General features: G+C 62.7%; 29 protein-coding genes. 19 read left to right on the top strand and 10 right to left on the bottom strand.

Annotation, left to right across the window (positions count from 1 at the left end; all coding sequences use genetic code 11):
- Positions 1-155: 155 nt before the first annotated feature.
- Both HDC30_RS24500 and HDC30_RS24495 read right to left on the bottom strand, forming a co-directional pair.
- The gene (locus HDC30_RS24500; protein ID WP_003226640.1) at positions 156-770 is read right to left on the bottom strand and encodes a LysE family translocator; all 615 of its coding nucleotides are present in this window, start codon (positions 768-770) and stop codon (positions 156-158) included.
- Positions 771-869: 99 nt separating this feature from the next.
- A complete protein-coding gene (locus HDC30_RS24495) occupies positions 870-1,127 on the bottom strand; it encodes a hypothetical protein (RefSeq protein ID WP_041069780.1) in 258 nt (85 codons plus the stop codon).
- Positions 1,128-1,519: 392 nt separating this feature from the next.
- On the opposite strand from HDC30_RS24495, the gene msuE reads away from it, so the two are divergent.
- From msuE to HDC30_RS24475, 4 genes are all read left to right on the top strand, one after another.
- Positions 1,520-2,083 (top strand): FMN reductase, encoded by a 564-nt coding sequence (gene msuE / locus HDC30_RS24490; RefSeq protein WP_097088230.1) that lies wholly within the window; start codon positions 1,520-1,522, stop codon positions 2,081-2,083.
- Between the two features lie 10 nt (positions 2,084-2,093).
- Positions 2,094-3,239: an FMNH2-dependent alkanesulfonate monooxygenase gene (gene ssuD / locus HDC30_RS24485; RefSeq protein WP_095137367.1), complete on the top strand. Its 1,146-nt coding sequence runs from the start codon at positions 2,094-2,096 to the stop codon at positions 3,237-3,239.
- 130 nt (positions 3,240-3,369) lie between these two features.
- Positions 3,370-4,557: an acyl-CoA dehydrogenase family protein gene (locus HDC30_RS24480; RefSeq protein WP_183785484.1), complete on the top strand. Its 1,188-nt coding sequence runs from the start codon at positions 3,370-3,372 to the stop codon at positions 4,555-4,557.
- A 25-nt stretch (positions 4,558-4,582) separates the two neighbouring features.
- Positions 4,583-5,686 (top strand): sigma-54-dependent Fis family transcriptional regulator, encoded by a 1,104-nt coding sequence (locus HDC30_RS24475; protein ID WP_103368496.1) that lies wholly within the window; start codon positions 4,583-4,585, stop codon positions 5,684-5,686.
- On the opposite strand, the gene HDC30_RS24470 is transcribed toward HDC30_RS24475, so the two are convergent.
- Complete coding sequence (locus HDC30_RS24470) at positions 5,683-6,048, bottom strand: antibiotic biosynthesis monooxygenase (RefSeq protein ID WP_115989268.1); 366 nt, start codon at positions 6,046-6,048, stop codon at positions 5,683-5,685. The genes HDC30_RS24475 and HDC30_RS24470 overlap by 4 nt on opposite strands.
- 95 nt (positions 6,049-6,143) lie before the next feature.
- Between HDC30_RS24470 and soxR the strand changes: the two genes are divergently transcribed.
- From soxR to HDC30_RS24450, 4 genes are all read left to right on the top strand, one after another.
- A complete protein-coding gene (gene soxR / locus HDC30_RS24465) occupies positions 6,144-6,593 on the top strand; it encodes a redox-sensitive transcriptional activator SoxR (RefSeq protein ID WP_103368494.1) in 450 nt (149 codons plus the stop codon).
- A 103-nt stretch (positions 6,594-6,696) separates the two neighbouring features.
- Positions 6,697-7,155 carry a VOC family protein gene (locus HDC30_RS24460; RefSeq protein WP_183785482.1) on the top strand — a complete coding sequence of 153 codons (459 nt, stop codon included), beginning with the start codon at positions 6,697-6,699 and terminating at the stop codon, positions 7,153-7,155.
- A 208-nt stretch (positions 7,156-7,363) separates the two neighbouring features.
- Entirely contained in the window at positions 7,364-8,239 is an 876-nt protein-coding gene (locus tag HDC30_RS24455; RefSeq protein ID WP_027613383.1) for an alpha/beta fold hydrolase, read from the top strand.
- A 24-nt stretch (positions 8,240-8,263) separates the two neighbouring features.
- On the top strand, positions 8,264-9,214 hold the full coding sequence (locus HDC30_RS24450; RefSeq protein ID WP_183785480.1) for a LysR substrate-binding domain-containing protein: 951 nt from the start codon (positions 8,264-8,266) through the stop codon (positions 9,212-9,214).
- Positions 9,215-9,337: 123 nt separating this feature from the next.
- Here the strand turns inward: HDC30_RS24450 and leuD are convergent, their stop codons facing one another.
- Both leuD and leuC read right to left on the bottom strand, forming a co-directional pair.
- Entirely contained in the window at positions 9,338-9,952 is a 615-nt protein-coding gene (gene leuD, locus HDC30_RS24445) for a 3-isopropylmalate dehydratase small subunit (RefSeq protein ID WP_150368225.1), read from the bottom strand.
- A complete protein-coding gene (gene leuC / locus HDC30_RS24440; protein ID WP_183785478.1) occupies positions 9,949-11,367 on the bottom strand; it encodes a 3-isopropylmalate dehydratase large subunit in 1,419 nt (472 codons plus the stop codon). The genes leuD and leuC overlap by 4 nt, the downstream gene beginning before the upstream one ends.
- A gap of 391 nt (positions 11,368-11,758) precedes the next feature.
- On the opposite strand from leuC, the gene HDC30_RS24435 reads away from it, so the two are divergent.
- Genes HDC30_RS24435 through HDC30_RS24400 form a run of 8 tightly spaced genes read left to right on the top strand, consistent with a single transcriptional unit; the run spans position 11,759 to position 18,013 of the window.
- A complete protein-coding gene (locus HDC30_RS24435; RefSeq protein ID WP_183785476.1) occupies positions 11,759-12,949 on the top strand; it encodes a PepSY domain-containing protein in 1,191 nt (396 codons plus the stop codon).
- Entirely contained in the window at positions 12,946-13,488 is a 543-nt protein-coding gene (locus HDC30_RS24430) for a hypothetical protein (protein ID WP_027613388.1), read from the top strand. Before HDC30_RS24435 ends, HDC30_RS24430 begins: the two co-directional genes overlap by 4 nt.
- Entirely contained in the window at positions 13,485-13,826 is a 342-nt protein-coding gene (locus HDC30_RS24425; RefSeq protein ID WP_096794995.1) for a hypothetical protein, read from the top strand. The genes HDC30_RS24430 and HDC30_RS24425 overlap by 4 nt, the downstream gene beginning before the upstream one ends.
- A complete protein-coding gene (locus tag HDC30_RS24420; protein WP_097088252.1) occupies positions 13,823-14,398 on the top strand; it encodes a DUF6162 family protein in 576 nt (191 codons plus the stop codon). Before HDC30_RS24425 ends, HDC30_RS24420 begins: the two co-directional genes overlap by 4 nt.
- A 35-nt stretch (positions 14,399-14,433) precedes the next feature.
- Positions 14,434-15,363 carry a metal ABC transporter substrate-binding protein gene (locus HDC30_RS24415; RefSeq protein ID WP_183785474.1) on the top strand — a complete coding sequence of 310 codons (930 nt, stop codon included), beginning with the start codon at positions 14,434-14,436 and terminating at the stop codon, positions 15,361-15,363.
- A complete protein-coding gene (locus HDC30_RS24410; RefSeq protein WP_027613392.1) occupies positions 15,360-16,208 on the top strand; it encodes a metal ABC transporter ATP-binding protein in 849 nt (282 codons plus the stop codon). Before HDC30_RS24415 ends, HDC30_RS24410 begins: the two co-directional genes overlap by 4 nt.
- Entirely contained in the window at positions 16,208-17,107 is a 900-nt protein-coding gene (locus tag HDC30_RS24405) for a metal ABC transporter permease (protein WP_003226663.1), read from the top strand. The genes HDC30_RS24410 and HDC30_RS24405 overlap by 1 nt, the downstream gene beginning before the upstream one ends.
- Positions 17,108-18,013, top strand: a complete 906-nt coding sequence (locus tag HDC30_RS24400; protein ID WP_183785472.1) for a metal ABC transporter solute-binding protein, Zn/Mn family — start codon at positions 17,108-17,110, stop codon at positions 18,011-18,013.
- A 185-nt stretch (positions 18,014-18,198) separates the two neighbouring features.
- Here HDC30_RS24400 and HDC30_RS24395 read toward each other — a convergent pair whose 3' ends face one another.
- From HDC30_RS24395 to HDC30_RS24375, 5 genes are all read right to left on the bottom strand, one after another.
- A complete protein-coding gene (locus HDC30_RS24395) occupies positions 18,199-18,423 on the bottom strand; it encodes an MbtH family protein (RefSeq protein WP_183785470.1) in 225 nt (74 codons plus the stop codon).
- Positions 18,424-18,506: 83 nt separating this feature from the next.
- Positions 18,507-19,919, bottom strand: coding sequence for an aspartate aminotransferase family protein (locus HDC30_RS24390; RefSeq protein WP_183785468.1), 1,413 nt, complete (start codon positions 19,917-19,919; stop codon positions 18,507-18,509).
- 143 nt (positions 19,920-20,062) lie between these two features.
- On the bottom strand, positions 20,063-20,548 hold the full coding sequence (locus HDC30_RS24385; RefSeq protein ID WP_183785466.1) for a GNAT family N-acetyltransferase: 486 nt from the start codon (positions 20,546-20,548) through the stop codon (positions 20,063-20,065).
- Positions 20,549-20,764: 216 nt separating this feature from the next.
- The gene (locus tag HDC30_RS24380; RefSeq protein WP_049827920.1) at positions 20,765-22,087 is read right to left on the bottom strand and encodes an ATP-binding protein; all 1,323 of its coding nucleotides are present in this window, start codon (positions 22,085-22,087) and stop codon (positions 20,765-20,767) included.
- Entirely contained in the window at positions 22,087-22,767 is a 681-nt protein-coding gene (locus HDC30_RS24375) for a response regulator (protein WP_096794987.1), read from the bottom strand. Before HDC30_RS24375 ends, HDC30_RS24380 begins: the two co-directional genes overlap by 1 nt.
- A gap of 153 nt (positions 22,768-22,920) precedes the next feature.
- Between HDC30_RS24375 and dsbD the strand changes: the two genes are divergently transcribed.
- The 3 genes from dsbD to dsbG are packed head-to-tail and all read left to right on the top strand — an operon-like array spanning position 22,921 to position 26,270.
- The gene (gene dsbD / locus HDC30_RS24370; protein WP_183785464.1) at positions 22,921-24,654 is read left to right on the top strand and encodes a protein-disulfide reductase DsbD; all 1,734 of its coding nucleotides are present in this window, start codon (positions 22,921-22,923) and stop codon (positions 24,652-24,654) included.
- The gene (locus HDC30_RS24365; protein ID WP_183785462.1) at positions 24,655-25,524 is read left to right on the top strand and encodes a TlpA disulfide reductase family protein; all 870 of its coding nucleotides are present in this window, start codon (positions 24,655-24,657) and stop codon (positions 25,522-25,524) included.
- Entirely contained in the window at positions 25,500-26,270 is a 771-nt protein-coding gene (dsbG, locus tag HDC30_RS24360; protein ID WP_027613399.1) for a thiol:disulfide interchange protein DsbG, read from the top strand. Before HDC30_RS24365 ends, dsbG begins: the two co-directional genes overlap by 25 nt.
- Positions 26,271-26,275 lie beyond the last annotated feature (5 nt).

Genomic DNA, 26,275 nt, shown 5'->3' with positions numbered 1-26,275 from the left:
GGCACAGCGCAGCCTTGTGAGCTGCGCCTGGGTTCGAGACCGTCATCAATACCTGATCGGATGCCGTTAAAGAAGAACAACTTCATTTAAAAGTGCGTAGGAACGCTCCTGAAGCCGAGCTTAACAGGCATCGGGCCGGCGGTTGAAGCAATGCGTCAGTGAAAGCTTTCGAGAAGTAACGGGTACAGCGAAATCACCAACAGCGCCGCCATGCCCCAGTTGAACACGCGCAACCAGCGCGGGTCCTTCAGCACGTTACGCAGCAGCGTGCCGCACGCTGCCCAGACGCCGACGCTGGGCAGGTTGATGATGGCGAACACGGCGGCGATCACCACCACGTTGGTGAAGTAACCCTGCATCGGCGTGTAGGTGCTGATGGCGCCGATGGCCATGATCCAGGCCTTGGGATTGACCCACTGAAACGCGGCGGCACCCAGATAGCTGATCGGTTTGGCCTCGCCTTCCACGCCCTCACCCACCGGCCCCGAATGGGCGATTTTCCACGCCAGGTACAACAGATATGCAGCGCCGAGATAGCGCAGCACGGTGTAGAGAATCGGGTAAGTCTGGAATACCGCGCCCAGGCCGAAACCCACGGCGACCACCAATACGAAGAAGCCGCAGGTGATGCCGAGCATGTGAGGAATGGTGCGGTTGAAGCCGAAGTTCACGCCCGACGCCAGCAACATGGTGTTGTTCGGCCCCGGTGTAATCGAGGTGACAAGGGCAAACAGGGCAAAGCCCAACAGCAGATCAAGCGAGAGGGTCATGGGGCAATCCGTCAGGGTCATTCAGGTGTTGACCCTATCGCACGGCAGCGCGCAAACCCACGGACAGTTACGCGAAAATTCAAGCAGTACAGTTTGCGATTAGCTTGGACGACCGTGCAGCTGTATGGCTCGCCCGGCGCTCATTTCAGCTTTCTTGTCGAATTGCGATTCGCCCAGCAGTGCAGCTTTCTTCGCGTGATATTCGTCGAAAGACAAGCCGCTGCGGTTCAGCGCTTCCATTGCCAATTCGCGGGTTTCTTCGGCGGTGTACGGCCGTTGTTCGGGGGAAACGTGGGTCGCGCAACCGGCGAGTACGGAGACAGCGAGCAGCAGCGAAACAGTCAGTAAACGATTCATGGGGAGCGTCCTGGCGAGCGGTGGTAGTCGATGGACAAAGGCTACGCCCGCGCCTCTCCGGGCAAAAATCAACGCTCTCAATAGTGGCTATCAGGATTTCAGCTTCAACGCCCTCATATCTCTTAACGATCTATAAATATCGATTAACGTTCTTTTACGGAATAACCAGCAGCCGCTATAAATCCCTGCACACGGCGAACAACTGTTGCTCCAGCAACTGTTGCCCAGGCAACAGCAGATCAGCAAACCCGCCTGATATCTGCACAACCGACTCACGCCATAGCGCTAAGGCCCAAGTAAACCGGGCCTCTCAGGAATTGGTACAGCGCTTGCTCAAGCCTTGGCACTTACTCACTGCTCGCTGAGCAACTGTTGATAAAAAGGAACTGATCATGTCGCGTCCCCTGAAAGTCGTCGCCCTCTCCGGCGGCACCTGGCGTCCATCGCGCACCCTGGTGCTGACCCAAGCGCTGGTGGCCGAACTGGCCGGGTACTTGCCGGTCGAGAGTCATCTGATCGAACTCGGTGACATCGCCCGTCCACTGGGTGGTGCCCTGTCGCGTCACGAGCTGAGCGCCGAGGTCGAGGCCGAACTGCAAGCCATCGAACAGGCCGATCTACTGATCGTCGCCGCGCCGGTGTATCGCGGTTCCTACCCGGGCCTGCTCAAGCATCTGTTCGACCTGATTGACCTCAACGCGCTGATCGACACCCCGGTGCTGCTTGCCGCCACCGGCGGCAGCGAGCGCCATGCGCTGGTGCTCGATCATCAGTTGCGGCCGCTGTTCAGTTTCTTCCAGGCGGTGACCCTGCCGATCGGGGTCTACGCTACCGAAGCCGATTTCGCCGACTACCAGATCACCAGCGAACCGCTGAAAGCGCGGATCCGTCTGGCCGCCGAACGCGCCGCGCCGCTGTTCGGCACACAAATCAAACCGTTGCTGAAAATCGCTTAAGGAGCTGTGCATGGATGTTTTCTGGTTCCTGCCGACCCACGGCGACGGCCATTACCTGGGCACCACCCAAGGCGCGCGCCCGGTCACCCTGAATTATCTGAAACAAGTGGCGCAAGCCGCCGACAGCCTCGGCTATCACGGCGTGCTGATTCCCACCGGGCGCTCCTGCGAAGACTCGTGGGTGATCGCCTCGGCGCTGGTGCCGTTGACCGAACGCCTGCGTTATCTGGTAGCGATCCGCCCGGGGATCATTTCGCCCACCGTTTCGGCGCGCATGGCGGCGACGCTTGATCGACTGTCCAACGGCCGTCTGCTGATCAACGTGGTGACCGGCGGCGACCCTGACGAAAACCGTGGCGACGGCAGCTTCCTGAGCCACAGCGAACGCTACGAAGTCACCGACGAATTCCTCAAGATCTGGCGCCGGGTGTTGCAAGGTGAATCGGTGGATTTCGAAGGCAAACACCTGAAAGTACAGAACGCCAAAGCCCTTTATCCGCCAGTGCAGAAACCGTATCCGCCGCTGTATTTCGGCGGCTCGTCCGACGCGGCGCATGACCTCGCTGCCGAGCAAGTCGACGTGTACCTGACCTGGGGCGAACCGCCCGCCGCCGTTGCCGAAAAACTCGCCGATGTACGTGAACGCGCCGCACGCCATGGGCGCAAGGTGAAGTTCGGTATTCGCCTGCATGTGATCGTTCGCGAGACCGCCGAAGAGGCGTGGAAAGCTGCGGACAAACTGATCGAGCACATCAGCGACGAGACCATCGAGGCCGCGCAGAAATCCTTCTCGCGCTTCGACTCCGAAGGCCAGCGGCGCATGGCGGCGTTGCACGACGGGCGTCGCGACAACCTGGAAATCGCCCCCAACCTGTGGGCCGGCGTCGGTCTGGTACGCGGCGGTGCCGGTACCGCGCTGGTGGGCGATCCGCAGCAAGTGGCCGCGCGGATCAAGGAGTACGCCGACCTCGGTATCGAGAGCTTCATCTTTTCCGGTTATCCGCACCTGGAAGAGGCTTACCGCTTTGCCGAACTGGTGTTCCCGCTGCTGCCCGAGCCGTATGCGAGCCTGGCCGGACGCGGCGTGACTAACCTGACCGGGCCGTTTGGCGAAATGATTGCCAACGATGTGTTGCCCACCCAAGCCAAGGCCTAAAACGCCCCCTGTAGGAGTGAGCCTGCTCGCGAAAGCGGTATGTCTGCGACGGTGATGTCGACTGTGCTGACCACATCGCGAGCAGGCTCACTCCTACAGAGAATCGCGTCGATTTGATGAGGAACACCGCGTGACCGCCAAACCACAAAGCACCCTGCTCTCCCCGCTGCAGACCGCGCGCCAACTGGCCGCCGAATTCGCTCTCACCGCCGTCGAGCGTGACGAGCGCGGCGGTACGCCGAAGGCCGAGCGCGATGCCCTGCGCGACAGCGGCCTGCTGGCCCTGAGCATTCCCACCCGCTACGGCGGCCTCGGCGCGACATGGAGCGAAACCCTGCAAGTCGTGCGCGAGTTCGCCAAGGTCGACAGTTCCATCGCCCACGTCTTCGGCTTTCATCACCTGATGCTCGCCACCGTGCGCCTGTTCTCGCGGCCCGAACAATGGCAGCCGTGGTTCGAACAGACCGCGCGGCAGAACTGGTTCTGGGGCAACGCCCTCAACCCGCTCGACACCCGCACCGTGGTCAAGGACTTCGGCGGTTGGCGCGAGTTTTCCGGGAAGAAAAGCTTCTGCTCCGGCGCCAGCGATTCGCAGATGCTGATCGCTTCGGCCGTCGACGAAAGTGCCGGAGGCAAGTTGCTGATCGCGGCGATCCCCAGCGGTCGCAGCGGCATCACCCTGCACGACGACTGGAACAACATCGGCCAGCGCCAGACCGACAGCGGCAGCGCTACGTTCGAACGGGTGCGGGTCGAGGAATCCGAACTGCTGCTCGATCCCGGCCCGTTGAGCACACCGTTCGCCTGCCTGCGTCCGCTGATCGCGCAACTGACCTTCACCCACATGTTTCTCGGCATCGCCGAAGGTGCCTTTGAGGAAGCGCGGCAATACACGCTGAGCGAAACCCGGCTCTGGCACAAATCCGCCGCCCGCAATGTGCGTGAAGACCCGTACGTACTCGCGCATTACGGCGAGTTCTGGGTGGCGCTGGAAGGCATCCGCCTGCTGGTCGAACGGGCCGCCGCGCTGCTCGACGAGGCCTGGGCCCAAGGCCCGAACCTGACCGCAGAAGAGCGCGGACATCTGGCCACAGCGATTGCCACCGCCAAGGTCGCCGCCAGTCGTCAGGGGCTGGATATTTGCAGCCGTTTGTTCGAAGTCACTGGCGCGCGCTCGACCCACGCTTCGCTGCGTCTCGATCGGCACTGGCGCAACCTGCGCACGCAGACCCTGCACGACCCGCTCGACTACAAACTTCACGAGTTGGGCGACTGGGCGCTGAATCAGGCGCTGCCGGTGCCAACGTTCTATTCCTGATCCTGCCTTTAATGGAGCGAGCCCCATGCAACTGCTGACCCTTCCGCCCTCACCCGCTCTGGCGACGTCGATCCGTGCCACCGCACAGGTCTTCGAAGACCCCAAGTCCCAGGCCCTGCTGGCGCATCTGCAGCAGGTCGCACCGAGCGAAGCCAGCGTGCTGATCATCGGCGAGACCGGCACCGGCAAAGAGCTGGTGGCGCGGCACATCCACAATCTGAGCCACCGCCGGCATCGGCCGTTTGTCGCGGTCAACTGCGGTGCGTTCTCCGAATCGCTGGTGGAAGCCGAGCTGTTCGGCCATGAAAAAGGCGCCTTCACTGGCGCCCTCAGCGCCAAGGCCGGGTGGTTCGAAGAGGCGGATGGCGGCACCTTGTTCCTCGACGAAATCGGCGATTTGCCGATGGCGATTCAGGTCAAGTTGCTGCGGGTGTTGCAGGAGCGCGAAGTGGTGCGCCTCGGCTCGCGCAAGAGCATTCCGATCGATGTGCGCGTGCTGGCCGCGACCAACGTGCAACTGGAGAAAGCGATCAATGCCGGAAACTTCCGCGAAGACCTGTTCTACCGGTTGAACGTGGTCAATCTGGAACTCAGTCCGCTGCGCGAACGACCCGGCGATATCCTGCCGCTGACCCGACATTTCATCGAGGCCTACAGCCAGCGCCTGGGTTACGGACGGGTCAGCATCAGCTCCGGTGCCGAACAGAAACTGCGCAGCTACAGTTGGCCGGGGAACATCCGCGAACTGGAAAACGTCATCCATCACACCCTGTTGATCTGCCGCAACGGCGTGATCGAACGCGATGATTTGCGCCTGTCTAACCTGCGCATCGAGCGCCCGGACGATCAGCAGTCGAACGCCGACGACTCACCGGAAGCGCTGCTGGAGCGAGCCTTTCAGAAGCTCTTCGAACAACAGGCCGGCGCCCTCCACGAAAAGGTCGAAGACGCCCTGCTGCGCGCCGCCTATCGCTTCTGCCATTACAACCAGGTGCACACCGCCGCGCTGCTCGGTCTGAGCCGCAATGTCACCCGCACGCGGCTGATCAAGATCGGCGAACTGGCGGTGAACAAGCGGCGACTCACGGAGAACCTGCACGGTGAACGCCTGATCCAGTTGTCGATCTAGCCCACCAGATTGCAGTGCAGCGCATCGTCATGACTGCGGGCGATGCTGCTCAACACCTGAAATGAATTGAAGGTCACGGTCTTCGCCTGATGGGCGCGGATCAGCTGCCAGAAATCCTGCTCGCCGCTTTCAAAGCGACAGAACGCCGCCTCCCCGGCCTCGCGGCTCTGCCACTGCAGCAGGCTCAGCACCCGCCGGCCGTCGTCGCTGACCTGAACGCTGGCGCTGACAAAGCCTGCGTAGCGCTGCGCCAGATGTTCACTCTGCTGCGCCAGCGCACTGACCAATGCCGGCTGCTGGCGCGGCTCGATCTCGAATTCGATCAATTGGGTAAAGCTGCGATTTTTCGCTGAGGTTTGCATGAGAAGTCCCCACTCATCGTAAGCCGAGTCTTGCGACTCGAAGGCCTGCAGGGTAAAACCTCTAGTTAAGTCAAGGTCAAGAGTCCTTTTGCAAAATGATCACCCCGGAAAACCTGCACAAACAGCTCACCGTGGGCGAAGTCGCCGCGCGCAGCGGAGTCGCGGTCACTGCCCTGCATTTTTATGAAGCCAAAGGCCTGATCACCAGCCAGCGCAATGCCGGCAATCAGCGCCGTTACCCACGGGCGGTCTTACGCCGGGTGGCGTTGATCAAGGTCGCGCAACGCCTGGGCATTCCGCTGGCGGAGATTGGCGAGGCGCTGAAGAGACTCCCCGACGACCGCGCTCCGACAGCAGCAGACTGGAAAGTCCTGTCCGAACAATGGCGCCGCGAACTGGACGAGCGGATCAATCAGCTGACCTTGTTGCGTGACCGGCTCACCGGTTGCATCGGTTGCGGGTGTCTGTCGATGGAGGCCTGCCCGTTGCGCAATCAGGGCGATGTGCTCGGTGATCAGGGGCCGGGGGCGCACTTTCTGGACTGACTGCTCGTCGGGGAAAAATCCTGGCCGCGCAGACAGTTCTATAGTGAATCTTCCACAAATCCGGTGGAGCCATACCTCGCAAAACAAAAACAGGGAGAACGTCATGAGCGTCAAACCCATTCCCGAGGGGTATCACAGCATTACCCCGTACCTCGGCATCCTCAAGGCTGCCGAAGCCATCGAGTTCTACAAGAAAGCCTTCGGCGCGACCCAGGTCATGCGCCTGGACATGCCCGACGGGCGCATCGGCCACGCCGAACTGCGGATTGGCGACAGCGCGATCATGCTCGGCACGCCGTGCGATCAAGGACCGTTGAGCGATCCGGACAACGCAGTGTCGGTCGGTCTGCATCTGTATGTCACCGATGTCGACAAGTCCTTTCAGCGGGCGCTGGATGCCGGGGCGAGTGCGGTGTCGGAGGTCAAGGATCAGTTTTATGGCGATCGTAGCGGGACGCTGAAGGATCCCTATGGGCACCTGTGGTTTCTGGCAACGCGCAAGGAGGATCTGACGGAAGAGCAGATCAAGCAGCGGGCGATGGAGATGTTCAGTCAGGGTTGAGATTTTCAGGGTTTTGGCTGGCCCTATCGCGAGCAGGCTCACTCCTACAATTGGAACGCATTTCAACTGTAGGAGTGAGCCTGCTCGCGATGAGGCCAATGCGGATAGATCACACTTCACGAACCACCACACCACGCTTCAACCCTTGTCCCGAATGCCGAACACTTTCAGGATGCATCCCACCCGCACCTGAACAAGGATCAGCCCGATGTTTGCCGGATTCGTCAAAGACCAGCGCCACGTCAACGGCGTCGACATCGCCTATCGCCTCGGTGGCAGCGGCCCGGGGCTGTTGCTGTTGCACGGACACCCGCAGACCCACGTGATCTGGCACAAGATTGCCGAGCAGTTGGCGGAGCATTTCACCGTGGTCGCCGCCGACCTGCGCGGCTACGGCGACAGCGCCCGACCGGCTGCCGATGAACAACACCGCCATTACTCAAAACGCGAAATGGCCAGGGACAACCTCGAGTTGATGCAGGCGCTGGGCTTCGAACAGTTTTCGATTCTGGCCCACGACCGTGGCGCCCGGGTCGGCCATCGCCTGGCCCTCGACCACCGCGCGGCGGTGCAGCGGATGATGCTGCTGGACATCGCCCCGACCCTGGCGATGTACACACAGACCAACGAAGCGTTCGCCCGCGCCTATTGGCACTGGTTCTTCCTGATCCGCCCGGCGCCGTTGCCGGAAACCCTGATCGAGGCCGATCCCGCAGCCTATCTGCGCAGCGTGATGGGCAGCCGCAGCGCCGGACTCGCGCCGTTCACCGAGCCAGCGTTCAGCGAATACCTGCGTTGCCTGCAACGTCCCGGCAGCGCCCGAGGCATTTGCGAGGACTACCGCGCCAGCGCCAGCATCGACCTGGAACATGACCGGGCCGACATCGCTGCCGGGCATCATCTTGACCTGCCGCTGCGGGTGCTGTGGGGTGCGCAAGGCACAGTCGGGCGCTGCTTTGACCCGCTCAAGGAATGGCAGCTTGTGGCGACCAACGTCAGTGGCAAGGCGCTGCCGGCCGGGCATTATCTGGCCGAAGAAGTGCCCGAACTGTTGCTCGCCGAAGCGCTGGATTTCCTACGCTGAATCGAGCCCTGTACCGCCGATGCTATGCTGGCGGCTTGTGCCGCCAATGCTCGTTCCCACATGTCCCAGAACCAAGACCCCGTGCCCCTGCCCGAAGACCTGCGCGTGCTGCTGACCGTGATCCGCAAGAACGGTTTCGCCGCCGCCGCTGATGAATTGGGCCTGTCCCCGGCCTACGTCAGCAAACGCATCCAGATTCTCGAATCGACCCTCGGCACCCGCCTGCTGCATCGCACCAGTCGTCGCGTGTCGCTGACCGAGGACGGCGAGCGGGTGCAGCGCTGGGCCTTGCGCATCCTCGATGATTTTCAACAACTGCATGACGATCTCGCCGACGCCCACGACAGCCCACGCGGGCGTTTGCACATTTGCAGCAGCTTCGGTTTCGGCCGCAATCATGTGGCGCCTGCGGTTTCGCGGCTGGCCGAGCTTCACCCGCAGTTGCAGATTCGCCTGGACCTGTTCGACCGCGCGGTGGACATCGTCAACGAAGGCTTCGATCTGGAAATCCGCGTAGGCGACGACCTGCCCGGTCAGCACATCGGCCGGCAACTGGTGAGTAACCGCCGGGTGCTGTGCGCAGCGCCCGAATACCTTGAACGCCGAGGCACCCCGCAGACACTGGACGACCTGCAACAACATGACTGCCTGGTGATCAAGGAGCGCGACAACGCTTTCGGCGTCTGGCATCTGGATCGCGACGGCACGCAGGAAAGCGTGCGGGTCAGTGGGACGCTGTCTTCCAACAACGGCGAGATCGTCCTGCAATGGGCGCTTGACGGACGTGGCGTGTTGCTGCGTTCGTTGTGGGATGTGAAACCGTTGCTGGAACAGGGCCGACTGCTGCCGGTGCTGGCCGCTTACAGCCAGAGCGCCAATGTCTGGGCGGTGTACCCGACGCGGCTGGCCAATTCCGGCAAGCTACGGGCGTGTGTGGAGTTTTTGCAGGGGCATTTCAAGGATCTTTCTCTCTAGCCCAGACACCACAAAATCCTGTGGGAGCTGGCTTGCCAGCGAAGGCGTCAGCTCAGCCAATATAAATGTTGGATGTGCCGGCCTCATCGCTGGCAAGCCAGCTCCCACAGGGTCAAAGGGGTGTCAGGCCAGCCATGGGTTGGCGGACAAGTGTTCGCGCTCGAACGCCTCGATCTGCTCACGCCGCTGCAAGGTACTGCCTATCGCATCCAGCCCCAGCAACAGTGCGGTCTTGCGCAAGCCGTCAATCTGGAAATCGATGACTTCACCGTCCGCCAGACGTATCTGCTGCGCCTCAAGATCCACATGGATCAGTGCCGTTTCAGGCTGACTCACCAACCGGCCAATGCGCTGCACCTGTGCCTCGTCCAGGGTAATCAGCAACACCCCGTTGCGCTGGCAGTTGTCGTAGAAGATCCCGGCAAAACGGCTGCCGATCAGCGCGCGAATGCCCATTTGCTGCAACCCCCACACCGCGTGTTCGCGGCTGGAACCGCAACCGAAATTCGGCCCGACCACCAGAAAGTTCGCGCCCTGCCAGGCCGGTTGGTTCAACACGAATTCCGGGTTGGGCGTACCGTCGGCAAGAAAGCGCAGATCGAAAAACAGTCCACGATCCAGTCCCTGACGATCGATACCCTTGAGAAACTGCTTGGGCATGATCACGTCGGTATCGACGTTGGCCGCGAGCAGCGGCGCGGCCCGGCCGCTGACTTGCGTGAAGGGTTGCAGGCTCATGGGCGTTCTCCAAAGTGGCGGATGTCGGTGAGGTGGCCGCTGATCGCGGCGGCGGCGACCATCGCCGGGCTCATCAGGTGGGTGCGCGCCCCGGCGCCCTGGCGGCCTTCGAAATTGCGGTTGGTGCTGGAGGCGCAACGGTCGCCGGGCGCGAGCACGTCATCGTTCATCGCCAGGCACATCGAGCAGCCGGACTGACGCCATTCGAAACCGGCGTCGATGAAGATCTGCGCCAGCCCTTCGGCTTCAGCCTGAGCGCGGACCTCACTGGAGCCGGGCACGATCATCGCCCGCACATGCCCTGCCACCCGCCGCCCGCGCACGACGCTGGCGGCGTCACGTAAATCTTCGATCCGCGCGTTGGTGCAGGAGCCGATAAAAGCGTGGCTGATGACGATATCGCGCAGCGCCATCCCCGCCTCCAGGCCCATGTATTGGAGGGCGCGGCGCATGTCCTGTCGCAGAATCGGATCGTCGATAGCCTGCGGATCCGGCACCTGCGCGCCGATCGGCGCCGCTTGATCCGGGCTGGTGCCCCAGGTGACCATCGGTTCCAGCAGACTGGCATCGAGGTGGATTTCGCGGTCGAACACCGCGCCGGGATCGCTGCGCAATTCACGCCATTTTTCCAAGCCGCGCGCCCAGCGTTCGCCTTGCGGTGCGCGGGGTTTGCCGTTGAGATAAGCAAAAACTTTTTCGTCCGGTGCCATGAACGCGCCGCGTGCACCGGCTTCTACCGCCATGTTGCAAATGGTCATCCGCGCCTCGACGCTCAGCGCATCAATGGTCGAACCGCAGAACTCGATCGCATAGCCAGTGGCGCCCGACGCACCGATGCGGCCGATCAGCGCCATGATCACATCCTTCGACGTCAGCCCCGGCGCCAGTTCGCCATCCACCGTCACGCGCAGGCTTTTCAGGCGTTTGTAGACCAGCGTCTGCGAGGCCAGCAGGTGCTCGATTTCCGAGGTGCCAATGCCAAATCCGAACGCCCCCAGCGCACCGTACGTGGTGGTGTGGCTGTCACCGGCAGCGATGACCATGCCCGGCAGAATGAAGCCCTGCTCCGGGGCGATCACATGCTCGATGCCCTGACGTTTATCGAGAATGTCCAGCAGTTCGATGCTGAAGTCCCGGCAGTTCTCCGCCAGATACGACACCTGCCGCGCACCGCCGGCATCAGGCATCGCCGCCACCCGTTTGGGGGTGGTCGGGTTGACGTGATCGACCACCGCCAACGCCGTACCCGGCCGCCAGACCTTGCGCCCGGCAGCACGCAGACCGCTGAACGCCTGCGGGCTGGTGTATTCGTTGATCACCTGGCGATCGATGTACAACAGCACATGGCCCTGATCGTCGAGGCGGCACACGGTGTGCGAATCGATGTGTTTGTCGTAGAGGGTTCTGGGGCTCATCACGGGGCTCACTAGGGGAATCGAGTGATTTCCATCATAGGGAGCGCCTTGACCGCATCAATTGCCAGGCAGTGAGAGCGGCATTCATGAATCGTGTTTGATCGGCTGATCACCGAACGCCCCTGTGGGAGCGGGCTTGCTCGCGAAGGCGTCGTGTCAGTCGACCTCAATGTTGAATGATCTACCGCTTTCGCGAGCAAGCCCGCTCCCACAGGGGGGGAATTGCGAAACATTTGCTTTCATATCACCTTTCGGGATTTGTCCGGCTCATCCGTCCTATATAGATGCAGGCCGTTCGCACAGGCAACAGCCACGACCGCGCCTTTTGCGGACACCCGCGCTGCGAAGCCCGTAGCCGCGTGCCCTTTCATCGAAATCAAGACGCGCAATCATGTCGAAGAAATCCCGTTCCAAACTGTGGTTCCTGGTGCATAGCTGGCTCGCGCTGCCGATCTGGTTTTTTGTCCTGATCGTCTGTGTCACCGGCACGCTGGCGGTGGTCAGCCAAGAAATCGTCTGGCTGGCCAACCCGCAAATGCGCGCCAGCCAGCCATCGGATGACGCACCACGGCTCAGCTACGATCAGGTGCTGGCCGCGATCAAACAGGCCGAACCGCAAACGCTGGTGGAAAGCATCAGCCGCCCCGACGAATCGCACTTCGCCCTCGACGTCGAGGTCAGCTACCCCGACGGCCGCTCGCAGACGGTCTACGTCAACCCGTACACCGGGGTGATCCAGGGCCCGGCGCCGGACTTCAACTTCAAGGCGTTCACCCGCGCCCTGCACGGCTGGTGGCTGGTCCCGTTCACCAATGGTTTCAGCTGGGGCTGGTACCTGGTGTCGTTCCTCGGCCTGCCGATGCTCGCTTCGCTGGTCACCGGGCTGGTGGTGTACAAGCGTTTCTGGAAAGGTTTCTTCAAACCCACCCTGCGTTTTCGCCACGGTGCGCGGATCTTCTGGGGCGACTTCCATCGACTGAGCGGCATCTGGTCGATCTGGTTCATCGCGGTGATCTCGATCACCGGCACCTGGTTTTTGATCCAGGCCATTCTGGCCGACAACCAGGTGTCCATCAGCAGCGAACCGATCATTCCCGCCATGTCTCGGGAAAGCGTACCGATGTCGAGCGACGCCAGTCCTCCCCCACGGATCAACCTCGATCGCGCGGTACAGATCGCCGAACAGCACATCCCCGGGCTGGAAGTCAGCTTCGTCAGCCTGCCGGGCAATGCCTACAGCCACCTGAGCCTTGGCGGTCGCGGCTGGTATCCGCTGATGTTCCAGACCGCCACGCTCAACCCGTACAACGGTGAGATGGCCGCCACGCGACTGCTGACCGACCGTTCCTCGCTGGAGTTCGTCACCGAGTCGATGCGCCCGCTGCACACCGGTGATTTCGGTGGTCTGTGGATCAAACTGATCTGGTTCTTCTTCGGTCTGCTGCTGAGCATGATGGTCCTCAGCGGCCTGTTGATCTGGACCAAGCGCACCGCGCTGGCCACCGCCAACGCCCTCAAGCGCGAAAATAAAAAGGCCCGCAGCCCCCGCGTCAGCCGTGAACCGGCGGAGGTCAGCCTGTGAGCCCGTCCAATCGCACTGCCCAACCGTCCGCCCTGCGCCGCTTCTGGCACAAATGGCGTTTTCATCTGAACGCCCTGTTGCTGCTGATTCCGTTGGGCTTCATGCCCAAGTATTTCGCCGATGCCGCGCTGTTTCGCGGTGACGTCGGCCTCGGTGAGCATGAGGTCGGCGAAATCCAGGTCGGCCCGTGGAGCCTGCGCCTGGCCGAACTGCGTAACGAAGCACCGCGCCTGAGCGGCCCCGCCGGTTACATGAAGGACTTCAATGCCGCCCTCTGCGATGCCTGTGTCGAACAGGTCAAGGCGACGTACCTGCGCATCGGCAAACCGCGCAGCCTGCGCGCCGCCGGGGTGATTTTCTTTGGCACGCCGTATCGCATGGGCGCGCAATTGCCGGTGGCGGAAAAAACCAAAGCCGATGCCGAACTGTGGATCACGATGGAAGGCTGGGACGGCAGCATGCATCAGGCCTCGATTCCCCTGAGCCAGGCCTCCCCCGCCACCCTCGCCTGGCTGAACCAACAAGGAGCCAAACCATGAACCGCGTTCAACGCCCTTCCCGCCTGCAGTTGCGCGCCGCGTTGCTGATGCTGTGCGCAGGTTTCAGCGCCGGCGCCCTGGCCCATAACCCGATGTGCGAATGCAAAGCCGTCGATGCCGAGCAGATCAAATGCACCGGCGGCTTCTCCGACGGCAGCGGCGCGCCGGGGGTGACCCTCGATGTGATCGGTTACGACGAAACCATCCTGCTGCCGGGCAAGCTCGGCGCCGACTCAAGCCTGACCTTCAAGAAACCGGCGGCCGAGTTTTATGTGCTGTTCGACGCCGGCCCCGGCCACGTCGTGGAAATCGACCAAGCCGACATCGAGGCCCCATGAGCACGCCCACCACCCAAGTCGTCCGCCCGGCCGGTGCCGGGCATGAAACCCTCAATGTTCTGCTGTTGTGTTTGCTGATCCTTGCAGTCGCCGGCTCGGTGGTGGCATGGCGCGGGGTGTCCCATGAACCGGAACCGGTTTCCAGCCATCAACTCGATGCGCGGCGCGACCTCAGTGCCGCCGAGCAAGGCATCTATGCCGACCTGCGGGTGACCCTCGATGAAATTCGCCTGCTGCGTGAAGAGCAGCAAAGCCTGCCGACGCCACAGACTCTGGCTGAAGAAGGCTTCGCCCCGTTCGCCCAGGACGCCAGTTCGGTCAGCCGTGGCGGGCATGCCTGGCAATTGCTGGCGGACACGGCCTATTTCGGCCACAGCCAGGTGCCCGCCGTCGCCGGTTCGTTCGTGATGCTACTGAGCGCCGACGCCACTGCCGCTCCGGACATCTGGCTCAACCGCGCCGCCGATCTGCAAACGCCTGCCGAGCTGACCGACGCAGCGCTGTCCGCCGCCGGCTGGAAACAGATCGTCGCGCAGTTCGATGCCGGCGTGACTCGCGAGCATCGCCACTGAACCTTCGCCTTCACCCGAGAGAAGACCGCTTGCCCATGCTTATTTCCCTGACTCGCCGTCCCCTCCTGCGCACCCTGCTGTTAGGCCTGTGCGCGTGCCTGCTGAGCCCGCTGGCCAGCGCCGATCCGGGCAAACGCCTGCGCATCGGCATCACCCTGCACCCGTATTACAGCTATGTGGCGAATATCGTCGGCGACAAGGCCGAGGTGGTGCCGCTGATTCCCGCCGGCTTCAACCCGCACGCCTACGAGCCACGCGCTGAAGACATCAAACGCATCAGCGGTCTGGATGTGATCGTGCTCAACGGGGTCGGGCATGACGACTTCGCCGACCGCATGATCGCCGCCAGCGAAACGCCGAACATCAAGACCATCGAAGCCAACGAAAACGTGCCGCTGCTGGCCGCCACCGGCACCGCCGCGCGCGGCGCCGGCAAAGTGGTCAACCCGCACACCTTCCTGTCGATCAGCGCTTCGATTGCCCAGGTCAACAACATCGCCCGCGAGCTGGGCAAACTCGACCCGGACAACGCCAAGGCCTATACCCAGAACGCCCGCGCCTACAGCAAACGCCTGCGGCAGATGCGCGCCGATGCGCTGGCCAAACTGACTCAGGCAGCGAACGCCGAACTGCGCGTGGCCACTGTGCATGCGGCTTATGACTATCTGCTGCGCGAATTCGGCCTGGAAGTGACGGCCGTGGTCGAGCCGGCCCACGGCATCGAACCGAGCCCGAGCCAGTTGAAAAAGACCATCGACCAACTGCGCGAACTCGACGTGAAGGTGATCTTCTCGGAGATGGATTTCCCCTCGACTTACGTCGAGACCATCCAGCGTGAGTCCGGGGTGAAGCTGTACCCGCTGTCGCACATTTCCTATGGCGAATACAGCGCCGACAAATATGAGAAGGAAATGACCGGCAACCTCGACACCGTGGTGCGGGCGATTCAGGAGTCCGGGGCATGACAGCAAAAGAAACCCTCTCTGACACCCATCAATCCCCTGTGGGAGCGAGCCTGCTCGCGAAGGCGTCCGGTCAGTCAGCATCATTATTGAATGAACCACCGCATTCGCGAGCAAGCCCGCTCCCACAAGGGGTAAGTGGGCCGACTCTGGATTTTGCGGGAGTCTCTCTGACCCTCGGGCGCACCACGATCCTCGACAACGTGACCTTCCAGGTTCAGCCCGGTCACGTCCACGCCCTGGTCGGCCCCAACGGCGGTGGCAAGAGTTCGCTGATCAAGACCTTGCTCGGGCAAATGCCGCATCAGGGTCAACTGAGCCTGCACTGGCCCGGCCAACCCGGCACCATCGGCTACGTGCCGCAGGCGTTGGAGTTCGATCGTGGCCTGCCGATGACCGTCGACGATTTCATGGCCGCGATGTGCCAGCGTCGGCCGGCGTTTCTCGGCCTGAGCAAGCACTACGCCAAGGCCATCGGCGAGGCGCTGGAACGGGTCGGTATGCAGGACAAACGCAAGCGGCGCATGGGCGCGTTGTCCGGTGGCGAACGGCAGCGCGTGTTGCTCGCTCAAGGCTTGATCCCGGCTCCGCAATTGCTGGTGCTGGATGAGCCGATGTCGGCCCTCGACGAAGCCGGGATCCAGGTGTTCGAACGCCTGCTCGGCGACTGGCGCGCCGCTGGCATCACCGTGCTGTGGATCGAGCACGATCTGGAAGCGGTCAAGCGTCTGGCCGACCGGGTCACCGGTCTCAACCGCCGCGTGCTATTCGACGCCACGCCGCAACAGGCACTGACCCCGGAACGTCTGCTGAGTCTGTTTTCCACCCATCCACGGAGCGCGGTCTGATGAGTTACGAAGCCTTTCGTTTGATGGTTCAGGGCTGGGCGTCGTCCGGGTACCTGCCGGAAGCGCTGGCCTACGGCTTTGTGGTCAACGCATTGCTCGCCGGCCTGTTGATCGGTCCGGTGCTCGGTGGCCTCGGCACGCTGGTGGTGGTCAAGCGCTTTGCGTTTTTCTCCGAAGCGGTCGGGCACGCGGCGCTGACCGGCGTGGCCATCGGCATTCTGCTCGGCGAACCCTACACCGGGCCGTACGGCAGCCTGTTCGGTTACTGCCTGTTGTTCGGCATCCTGCTCAACTACCTGCGCAACCGCACCGGCCTGGCGCCCGACACCCTGATCGGCGTGTTTCTCTCGGTGTCGCTGGCGCTTGGCGCGAGCCTGCTGTTGATTCTGGCGGGCAAGATCAACGTGCACATTCTGGAGAACGTGCTGTTCGGTTCGGTGCTCACCGTCAATGGCAACGACCTGCTGGTGCTGGCCATCGTCGGTTCGCTGGTCATGGCCCTGGCACTGCCTTTGTACAACCGGATCATGCTCGCCAGTTTCAACCCGCAACTGGCGGCGGTGCGCGGCGTCGCGGTGAAGACTCTGGATTACCTGTTCGTGATTCTGGTGACGCTGATCACCGTCGCGGCGGTGAAGGTCATCGGCGCGATTCTGGTCGGCGCGTTGCTGGTGATTCCGGCGGCGGCCGCGCGTTTGCTCAGCCAGTCGCTCAAGGGCTTCTTCTGGTGCTCGGTGCTGATTGCTACCGTCAGCACGCTGTGCGGGATTCTCGCGCCGATCGTCTTCGATCTGCCAATCCCGTCCGGCGCCGCGATCATCCTGGTCGCCGGCATCGCCTTCGCCCTCGCCGCCATTGCGCGCGGGGTTGTCCCGAGTCTGAAAGGGAACCTTGGATAAATGACTTTCTCACTGCGAAAACTGACCCTGGCCATGGCCCTGTGCGGCGTGGTCGGCAGCCCGTTGCTGGCGGCTGAAAACCCTCAACCGCTGCGCGTATTGGCCTCGTTGCCCATCACCTATGGCCTGGGCGAAGTGCTGCTCAAAGGCACCGACGTCAGCCTGGAGCGCGCGGCCCCGGCGAATTTGCCGGGCAGCCGTCAGACCGCATATTTCACCGGTCGCGGTGCGCCGGCGCTGGGCAAACTGGCAACCGATGCCGACGCGGTGATCGGCATACGTTCGCTGTGGGCGGATGATCCGCTGTACCCGATCGCACGGCGCAGCAACATTCGCATTGTCGAGGTCGACGCGGCGCGCCCGGTGGACGGCGCCCTGCCAGGGATCGCCGTACAACCGGGGCTGAAGGTCGATGGCTTGAACAGTCAGCCATGGCTGGCGAGCAACAACATGGGGCGCATGGCTGATGTGATCGCCGCGGATCTGGTGCGCCTGGCGCCGTCGGCCAAACCGAAGATCGAGGCCAATCTGGCGGCGCTGAAACAGCGCCTGCTCAAGCTCAGCGCCGACAGCGAAGCGCGTCTGGCCGAAGCCGACAACCTCAGTGTGCTGAGCCTCAGCGATCACTTCGGTTATCTGATCGGCAGCCTGAATCTGGAGCTGATCGGTCAGGACGCGCGAGCAGATGCCGAGTGGACAGCCGAAGATCTGAAGAAGCTCACGGCGACGCTGAAGGACAACGACGTGGCGCTGGTGCTGCATCATCGTCAGCCGTCGGAAGCGGTGAAAGCGGCGATTGCCGAGTCGGGGAGTCGACTGCTGGTGTTGAGCACCGATGCGGCGGACCCGGTGGCGGAGCTGGAGGGGAATGTGGATTTGTTGCTCAAGGGCTTGAGCGGAGCGTAGTTTCAGTAACACCGCGTTGTCGTTCTTCGCGAGCAAGCCCGCTCCCACAGGGGAGTTGTGTGCACCACAGATCCAATGTGGGAGCGGGCTTGCTCGCGAAGAGGCCCGCCAGAACAACACCATTGCCAGCCATGAAAAAACCCGCTGCCTGTCACCAGTCCAGCGGGTTTGTTTTGTCTGTCGGATTACTGAGCAGCCGTTTGCCCTTCCATCTTCTGGCGCAGGCTCAGCGGACGCATGTCGGTCCAGACTTCTTCGATGTAGGCCAGGCATTCCTTCTTCAGGCCGCTCTTGCCTACGGTGCGCCAGCCTTCCGGCACGGCTTTGTAATCCGGCCAGATCGAGTATTGCTCTTCGTGGTTGACCACGACCTGAAAGAGGATGTCCTCGCGGTCGAATACTGACGTCATGCTGGTTCTCCATCGTTGTAAGGGTGGGCTGCACCGGGGGTGCAGCCGGGTATGTAGTAAGAACGTTCGGCGCTGCGAAAAATTTACAAAGCGGCGGTGGCAGCGGCCAGGGCCCGGCCGAAGATCTCGGCGACGCGGTCGATTTCGGCGGCGGTGATCACCAGCGGCGGCAGGAAGCGCACCACCGCGCCATGCCGGCCGCCCAGCTCAAGAATCAGCCCACGCTTGAGGCATTCACGCTGCACCAGCGGTGCCAGACGCGCGAACGCGGGTCGGTGACCGAGCGCATCCGGCGCGCCGTTCGGGTCAACCAGTTCGACGCCGAGCATCAAGCCACGACCACGAATGTCGCCCAGTTGCGGGAAGTCGCGTTGCAGGATGTGCAGGTGTTCGCTCAGGCGTTCGCCCATGGCGGCGGCGTGTTCGCAGACCTTGTGCTCAAGCAGATAACGCATCACCGCGGAACCGGCGGCCATCGCCATCTGATTGCCACGGAAGGTGCCGGCGTGGGCACCCGGTTGCCAGGTGTCGAGCCAGTCGCGATAGACCACCACCGCCAGCGGCAGGCTGCCGCCGATGGCTTTGGACAACACCACCACATCCGGGACGATGTCGGCGTGTTCGAAGGCAAACATCTTGCCGGTACGCGCGAAACCGCTCTGGATCTCGTCGACGATCAGCGCCACCCCTGCCTTCTCGGTGATCCGACGCAAGCCGCGCAGCCACTCGATATCGGCCGGGATCACCCCGCCCTCGCCCTGCACCGCTTCGACGATCACCGCTGCCGGCAACTGCACGCCGGCTTCAGGATCGTTGAGCAGGTTTTCCAGGTAACTCAGGTTGGCTTTGACCCCGGCCGCGCCGCCGAGACCGAATGGGCAACGGTAGTCGTAAGGGAACGGCATGAATTGCACACCGTTGCTGAGCAAGGCGCCCAGCGGCTTTTTCGGCCCCAGGCTGCCCATCAGACTCAAGGCGCCCTGGCTCATGCCGTGATAACCGCCGGAGAACGACAGCACGGTGCTGCGCCCGGTGGCGGTGCGCACCAGTTTCAACGCGGCTTCCACCGCATCGGTGCCGGTCGGGCCGCAGAACTGGATTTTCGCTTCGGCCGCCAGTGCTGGCGGCAGCAAACCGAACAGGTCCTGGACGAACTGATCCTTCACTGGCGTGGTCAGGTCGAGGGTGTGCAGCGGCAGCTCATCGGCCAGCACTTGCTGGATCGCCTCGATTACCACCGGGTGATTGTGCCCCAGCGCGAGAGTGCCGGCGCCAGCCAGGCAGTCGATGAAGGTGCGACCTTCGACATCTTCGACGTACAGGCCCTTGGCGCGCTTGAGGGCCAGCGGAATGCGTCGCGGATAGCTGCGGGCGTTGGATTCCTGCTGGCTCTGCCGGGCCAGCAGTGGTGATTCGTTGAACTGATACAGGGTTTCCGCCGGCGCGGAGCTGATCCGGGCCGACGACTCTTCGATAAGGCTGGTGGCGACTGACATCTCTCGACCCCTCAATACGCTATGGATAGTGACCAAAACAGCACACCGCACAGGTGCGCGTTCCGGTCGCGGGGCGCACATGCAGGTTTTCCTGTTCTGGAAACGCTTAAGCGGGGCGAGGATTTAGACCCTTGATCGAGATGTCAGCCAGGCAATGGCAACAGCTTGTGCAGCGTAACGCGGTGCAAGCCCTGATCGCTGGCGCGTGGCACTGCATCGCAGTAGCCCAGATGCCGATAAAAAGCCGCGCCGCTACGTGTGCTGTCGATGCGCGCCTGCGGCACACCACGAATCCGCAGCCAGCCTTCAAGGTCGGTCATCAGGGCGCGCCCTGCGCCACGGCGAAACCATTCCGGCTGCACATGACAAAAGCCTATCTCACCGCTGGCCGTGGCCATGTCGACACCCACCGGTTTGTCCTGCAACAAGGCGATATTCAGGTAGCAATGCGCGTCGGCAAGGTGCGCGCTGATGACGTCGGCAGATTGTCGGCCGACCCAGCGGCTGACCAGTTGCGGATCGTTGCGGTGTTCGAGCGCACAACCGACGCGAATCGAACGCTCGATGATGCGACTGATGATGCCGGCGTCGGCAGGTTTCGCCGGGCAGATGCAGATCGATGCTTCCATGGCGCGTTCCCTCAATCCATTGAGTCAGAGCAGCCCCGACCTTAACGCCGAGGCTGGCGAATCACCAACGCAAAGACGTTACATTTGATGTGCCACACCACGGATCCCCTATGTGGGAGCGGGCTTGCTCGCGAAGACGGCGTGCCAGTCAGCAACCTGTCGACTGACCGGACGCCTTCGCGAGCAAGCCCGCTCCCACAGGGGATTTTTGCTGGTTCAGACAGGTTGCAGCGGCATGGTCAGCTCGACGCGCAAGCCATCCGGACGGCTGTCGAAATGCAGGGTGCAGGCGCAGCGCTGGACGATGGCTTGCACAATGGCCAGGCCGAGACCGCAGCCGGTGCTCTGACCGTTGCGCCAGAAGCGTTGGGTCAGATGCTGCAGATCTTGCGCCGCAATCCCCGGGCCGTGGTCGCGCACCACAAAACGGGCGCGCTGGCCGACCGTTTCCAGACTCAGCTCCACCTCAGCGTCCGCCGGGGTATGGCGCAGGGCGTTGTCGAGCAGATTGCGCAACGCGGCAATCGACAGCACCGCCGGCATTTGCACCGGCGCACTGGAGAGCTGCTTGGGCAATTGCAGTTTGATGCGCTGACGCTCGCCGCCGGCCGCATCCTGCATCGCCAGTTTCGCCACCTGTTCGGCGCTGCACTGCACGCCGTCATCGAACGACAGACTGCCCTCGACCCGCGCCAGCAACAGCAGTTGCTCCAGGGTGCGGTGCATGCGGTCGGCGCCCTCCTCGGCCCGGGCCAGCGACTGATCACGGGCACTGCCTTCGGTCATGCGTGCCACTTGCAGGTGGGTCTTGATCGCCGTCAACGGGCTGCGCAGTTCGTGGGCGGCATCACCGGTCAGGCGGCGTTCACGCTCGATGGTCTTGCCGATGCGCTGGAACAGCTGGTTCTGCGTATCGAGCAACGGTTTCAGTTCGCTGGGAAATGATTGCAATTGCAGCGGCTCAAGCGAGTCGGCATTACGTCGCATCAGTGCTTCGCGCAGCCGATTGAGCGGCGCCAGCCCCTGGCCGATGCCCAGCCACAACAGGCACAGGCAACCGAGCAACGCCACGCCCACCGGCACCGAGGCCGCCAGCAGGATCGACATGTTCAGCGCTTCGCGTTCGATCTGCCGATCGGCCGTGGTGATCCGCACGTCCCCCCGCGCGAGAGTGAAACTGCGCCACGGCGCGCCATCGATCATCTGATCGTGGAAGCCCATTTTTTCCGCTTCCAGGGTTTGCTCGGGACTGCTGTGACTACGGGCCAGAATTTCCCCGCGCAACGAACTGACCTGACAGGCCATGCCGCCGGGAATGTTCAATTGTTCGGCACTGAAATGGGTGCCCTCGCCCTTGCTCGGCAGCGCCGGCAGTTGCTCCAGCAGCCCGGCGACCATGCGCGCCGAGGCTACCAGCCGCTGGTCGAGGGAAAACATCATTTGATTGCGCAAGTCGCTGAGCATCCAGGCCGCAGCCAGCGCCCAGATCAGGGCGAACGCGGCGCCGAGGGTCAGACTCAGGCGCAGACGCAGACTCATCACTTCTGTTGTTCTCCACCATCGGCCGGCCCGAGGCGATAGCCCAGACCGCGCACGGTTTCGACGATACCCTTGCCGAGTTTGCTGCGCAGGTGATGGATGTGCACGTTGAGGGCGTTGCTCTCCAACTCGTCATTGAAACCGTACACGCTGTCCTTCAACTGCTCGGTGGACAGCACTCGGCCACGGTTGTGCAGCAGCGCCTGCAACAGCGATTGCTCGCGGCGCGACAAGTCCACCGGTTGCCCGGCCAACATGGTTTCGCGGCTGCTTGGATCGTAGGTCAGTGCGCCGTGTTCGATCAGGTTGACGCTGCGCCCGGCGACCCGGCGCAACAAGGTTTGCAGACGCGCGAACAATTCACGCAGATCGAAGGGTTTGAGCAGGTAATCGTCAGCCCCGGCCTGCAAGCCATCGACCCGGTCGGTGACCGAGTCGCGTGCGGTCAGGATCAGCACCGGAATTTCCAGGCCTTGCTGACGCAGCTGTTGCAGCAACTTGAGGCCATCTTCGTCGGGCAGGCCGAGATCGAGCACCATCACGTCGAATTCGGCGACCTTGAGCATCGCCCGCGCTTTCGAGGCGGTGTTGACGTGCTCGACCGTCAAGCCCTGCGCCGTGAGACCGGCAACGATACCGCTGGCGATCAGTTCATCGTCTTCGCAAACCAGTACGTGCATGATCCGTCCCGTAGAAAAAAGCCGATTAGGCCGTTGGCCGATTAAGCTGACATTATGGCGCCCAACGCCACAGCGACAAGGGCGTGACGGTTAATCATCGGTTAATCGCCATCCACCATTGTGCCCACACTTGCACAGGGACAAGGCTCCTCCATGCGTCATTTTTTTCTTTTGTTTGCACTGCTGATCTCCGGCCTGGCCCAGGCGGGAAACAATCCATTCGAGACCAAACCGGAATTTCTCCCGGTCGACAAAGCCTTCGTGCTCACCTCCGAACGCCTTGAGTCCGGGGAAACCCAGCTGTTCTGGCAAATCACCGACGGCTATTACCTGTACCAGAAACGTCTGAAATTCGACGGTTTGACGGCCGAGCAGCAGCCGGCGTTGCCCGAGGGCGAGTCGCACAGTGACGAGTTCTTCGGTGAACAACCGGTGTATCGCCAGGGCTTGGAGGTAAAAATTCCGGCCTCGGCCAGCGGTCAGATCAAGGTCAGTTATCAGGGCTGCGCCGATGCCGGCCTGTGTTATCCGCCGCAGACCCGGGTCATCGATCTGGGCGGCAAAGCGACGCCAACGGCCGGTGCCGAAGCACCGGATCAGGCCCTGGCCAGCAGCCTGCAACAACGGGCGCTGGGCTGGAGCCTGCTGGTGTTCTTCGGCCTCGGCCTGTTGCTGGCGTTTACCCCGTGTTCGTTGCCGATGCTGCCGATTCTGGCGGGCATGATTGTCGGCAGCGGCGCCACCCCACGCCGTGGTTTCGCCCTGGCCAGCAGCTATGTGATCTGCATGGCGCTGGTGTATGCAGCGATGGGGGTGATCGCTGCGCTGCTCGGCGCCAACCTGCAGGCGTGGCTGCAAAATCCATGGCTGCTCGGTGCATTTGCAGCAGTGTTCGTGGTGCTGGCGCTGCCGATGTTCGGCTTCTTTGAATTGCAATTGCCGGTGGCCCTGCGTGACCGCCTCGAACACGCTTCGCGCAGTCGCAGCGGCGGCAGCCTGATCGGTGCCGGGGTGCTCGGCGCGTTGTCCGGTCTGTTGGTCGGCCCGTGCATGACCGCGCCACTGGCCGGCGCTTTGCTGTACATCGCGCAGAGCGGCAATGCGCTGCACGGTGGCTTGATTCTGTTCGCGTTGGGCATCGGTATCGGGGTGCCGCTGTTGCTGTTGGTGACCGTCGGCAATCGCTTCCTGCCGAAACCTGGCGCGTGGATGAACCTGCTCAAGGGCATCTTCGGTTTCCTGTTCCTCGCGACCGCGCTGCTGATGCTGCGCCCGGTGCTGGACTCGTCGCTGTGGCTGGGCCTGTGTGGCGCACTGCTGCTGATCGCCGCGTTCTGCGCCTGGAAGCAATCGGACGGCTTCGGCCGGGTCGCCCAAGTGTTCGGCGCCAGCTCGCTGTTGCTCGGGTTGTGGGGCAGCCTGCTGCTGATCGGTGCCGCCGGTGGCAGTGACGACCCGTATCAACCGTTGCAGGTGTACAGCGCCGGGCGGACCGTCAGCACCACGCCGAGCGGGCATGACGCGTTCACCACGATCAAGGATCCGGCCGCCCTACAGCGAGAACTGGATAGCGCCAAAGCCCAGGGCCAGTGGGTGCTGCTCGATTACTACGCCGACTGGTGCGTGTCGTGCAAAGTCATGGAAAAACAGGTGTTCGGCAAGGACAAGGTCATGCAGGCACTCAGCGATGTGCGCCTGCTGCGCCTCGACGTCACTGCCGACAATGCCGCCAGCCGCGAGCTGCTCGGCCGCTACAAAGTCCCGGGGCCACCGAGTTTTGTCTGGATCGGCACCGACGGCGAAGAACGACGTAGCCAGCGCATCACCGGTGAGGTGGATGCCGAGACGTTCCTGCAACGCTGGACCACCACCCGAGACGCCAATTAAATGCTGACGTTCACCCTCGGCACCTTTGCCATCGCGCTTAACCACCTGCTGCTGATCAGTGCCCTGGCGCTGGCGACCTTTGTCGGCTGGCGGGTGGCCAAGCGTGGGGGCGATAACCCCGAGTCGGCGCTGTTCAGCCTGTTCCTGTTGGGCATGCTCGCGGCACGCGTGGCGTTTGTCGCCCTGTACTGGGGGCACTATCGCAACGATCCGTGGCAGATCATCGACCTGCGCGATGGTGGATTCCTCGCCTGGCCGGGGGTGATCGTGCTGCTGCTCACCGCTCTCTATCGCGGCTGGCGCCGCCCGGGCCTGCGTCGGCCATTGGGTTTTGGCGTGGCCAGCGGCGTGCTGTTCTGGTTGTTGGCGACCCTGTCACTGAACATCTACGAACAAGGCACGCGCCTGCCGGACATCACCCTGCGCAACGCCGCCGGGGAGACCATCCAGCTCAGCGACTATCAGGGCGGACCATTGGTGATCAACCTCTGGGCAACCTGGTGCCCACCGTGCCGGCGCGAGATGCCGGTGCTGGAAAACGCTCAACAACAACGCCCGGACCTGACCTTTCTGTTCGTCAATCAGGCCGAAAGCATGCAAAGCGTTGCCACCTTCCTGGAAACCCAGGGCCTGAGCCTGAACAACGTGCTGTTCGACCGCAGCGGTCGACTGGGTCAGGCCGTGGGCTCCATGGCGTTGCCGACTACGCTGTTCTATAGCCCTGACGGTCGCTTGCTGAGCAGTCATCTGGGCGAACTGTCGAACGCCAGCCTGGCCCGCGCCCTGGAAAATTTCGACATCCCGAATCCAACCGCCGCACCGGCCACCTCTGCAAGGAAACTGCCATGCCCCGCCTCCGCCACCTGCTGACGCTGACTCTGGGCACTGCCCTGCTGCACCTGCCGTCGGTGCAGGCCGCCGAAGAATTGCCCGCCGCGATCAAGCAGATCGAGGCCAAGGGCGCAAAAATCGTCGGCCAGTTCGACGCCCCGGACGGCTTGCGCGGTTATGCGGCGCAGTACCAGAACCGTGGCATGGCGCTGTACCTGACGCCGGACGGGAAACACGTGTTGCTCGGCAACCTGTACGACGCCGACGGCAAGGATCTGAGCAGCGAGCCGTTGCAGAAACTGGTCTATGCGCCGATGGCCAAGGAAATCTGGGGCAAGTTCGAAGCCAGCAACTGGATTCAGGACGGCAACAAGGACGCGCCGCGCACCGTGTACCTGTTCAGCGATCCCAACTGTCCGTACTGCAACATGTTCTGGGAACAGGCGCGACCATGGGTCAAGGCCGGCAAGGTGCAGCTGCGGCACATCATGGTCGGGATCATCCGCGAAGACAGCCCGGCGAAATCCGCCGCGCTGCTGGCGGCGAAAGATCCGGCCAAGGCCCTGGAAGATCACGAAAAGGCCGGCAAGGCCAGCACCCTGAAGCCGTTGAAAGACATTCCAAAAGCGGTGCAGACCAAACTGGCCGCCAACATGCAGTTGATGGAAGACCTGGAACTGCAGGCGACGCCGGCGATTTTCTACATGGATGACAAGGGTGAGCTGCAACAGCAGCAAGGCGCGCCTTCGCCGGAGAAACTGGCGAAAATTCTCGGGCCAAAGTGAGTCCG

It is taken from the genome of Pseudomonas sp. JAI115, assembly GCF_014200835.1.
Lineage (GTDB): Bacteria > Pseudomonadota > Gammaproteobacteria > Pseudomonadales > Pseudomonadaceae > Aquipseudomonas > Aquipseudomonas putida_A.
The sequence above is the reverse complement of the archived record's forward strand: the minus strand, read 5'-3'. Positions and strand labels throughout refer to the sequence as shown.

Coding starts and splice junctions, on each gene's coding strand:
- HDC30_RS24500 (WP_003226640.1), bottom strand. CDS start 770: ATGACCCTCTCGCTTGATCTGCTGTTGGGCTTTGCCCTGTTTGCCCTT.
- HDC30_RS24495 (WP_041069780.1), bottom strand. CDS start 1,127: ATGAATCGTTTACTGACTGTTTCGCTGCTGCTCGCTGTCTCCGTACTC.
- msuE (WP_097088230.1), top strand. CDS start 1,520: ATGTCGCGTCCCCTGAAAGTCGTCGCCCTCTCCGGCGGCACCTGGCGT.
- ssuD (WP_095137367.1), top strand. CDS start 2,094: ATGGATGTTTTCTGGTTCCTGCCGACCCACGGCGACGGCCATTACCTG.
- HDC30_RS24475 (WP_103368496.1), top strand. CDS start 4,583: ATGCAACTGCTGACCCTTCCGCCCTCACCCGCTCTGGCGACGTCGATC.
- HDC30_RS24470 (WP_115989268.1), bottom strand. CDS start 6,048: ATGCAAACCTCAGCGAAAAATCGCAGCTTTACCCAATTGATCGAATTC.
- soxR (WP_103368494.1), top strand. CDS start 6,144: ATGATCACCCCGGAAAACCTGCACAAACAGCTCACCGTGGGCGAAGTC.
- HDC30_RS24460 (WP_183785482.1), top strand. CDS start 6,697: ATGAGCGTCAAACCCATTCCCGAGGGGTATCACAGCATTACCCCGTAC.
- HDC30_RS24455 (WP_027613383.1), top strand. CDS start 7,364: ATGTTTGCCGGATTCGTCAAAGACCAGCGCCACGTCAACGGCGTCGAC.
- HDC30_RS24450 (WP_183785480.1), top strand. CDS start 8,264: ATGCTGGCGGCTTGTGCCGCCAATGCTCGTTCCCACATGTCCCAGAAC.
- leuD (WP_150368225.1), bottom strand. CDS start 9,952: ATGAGCCTGCAACCCTTCACGCAAGTCAGCGGCCGGGCCGCGCCGCTG.
- leuC (WP_183785478.1), bottom strand. CDS start 11,367: ATGAGCCCCAGAACCCTCTACGACAAACACATCGATTCGCACACCGTG.
- HDC30_RS24435 (WP_183785476.1), top strand. CDS start 11,759: ATGTCGAAGAAATCCCGTTCCAAACTGTGGTTCCTGGTGCATAGCTGG.
- HDC30_RS24425 (WP_096794995.1), top strand. CDS start 13,485: ATGAACCGCGTTCAACGCCCTTCCCGCCTGCAGTTGCGCGCCGCGTTG.
- HDC30_RS24420 (WP_097088252.1), top strand. CDS start 13,823: ATGAGCACGCCCACCACCCAAGTCGTCCGCCCGGCCGGTGCCGGGCAT.
- HDC30_RS24415 (WP_183785474.1), top strand. CDS start 14,434: ATGCTTATTTCCCTGACTCGCCGTCCCCTCCTGCGCACCCTGCTGTTA.
- HDC30_RS24410 (WP_027613392.1), top strand. CDS start 15,360: ATGACAGCAAAAGAAACCCTCTCTGACACCCATCAATCCCCTGTGGGA.
- HDC30_RS24405 (WP_003226663.1), top strand. CDS start 16,208: ATGAGTTACGAAGCCTTTCGTTTGATGGTTCAGGGCTGGGCGTCGTCC.
- HDC30_RS24400 (WP_183785472.1), top strand. CDS start 17,108: ATGACTTTCTCACTGCGAAAACTGACCCTGGCCATGGCCCTGTGCGGC.
- HDC30_RS24395 (WP_183785470.1), bottom strand. CDS start 18,423: ATGACGTCAGTATTCGACCGCGAGGACATCCTCTTTCAGGTCGTGGTC.
- HDC30_RS24390 (WP_183785468.1), bottom strand. CDS start 19,919: ATGTCAGTCGCCACCAGCCTTATCGAAGAGTCGTCGGCCCGGATCAGC.
- HDC30_RS24385 (WP_183785466.1), bottom strand. CDS start 20,548: ATGGAAGCATCGATCTGCATCTGCCCGGCGAAACCTGCCGACGCCGGC.
- HDC30_RS24380 (WP_049827920.1), bottom strand. CDS start 22,087: ATGAGTCTGCGTCTGCGCCTGAGTCTGACCCTCGGCGCCGCGTTCGCC.
- HDC30_RS24375 (WP_096794987.1), bottom strand. CDS start 22,767: ATGCACGTACTGGTTTGCGAAGACGATGAACTGATCGCCAGCGGTATC.
- dsbD (WP_183785464.1), top strand. CDS start 22,921: ATGCGTCATTTTTTTCTTTTGTTTGCACTGCTGATCTCCGGCCTGGCC.
- HDC30_RS24365 (WP_183785462.1), top strand. CDS start 24,655: ATGCTGACGTTCACCCTCGGCACCTTTGCCATCGCGCTTAACCACCTG.
- dsbG (WP_027613399.1), top strand. CDS start 25,500: ATGCCCCGCCTCCGCCACCTGCTGACGCTGACTCTGGGCACTGCCCTG.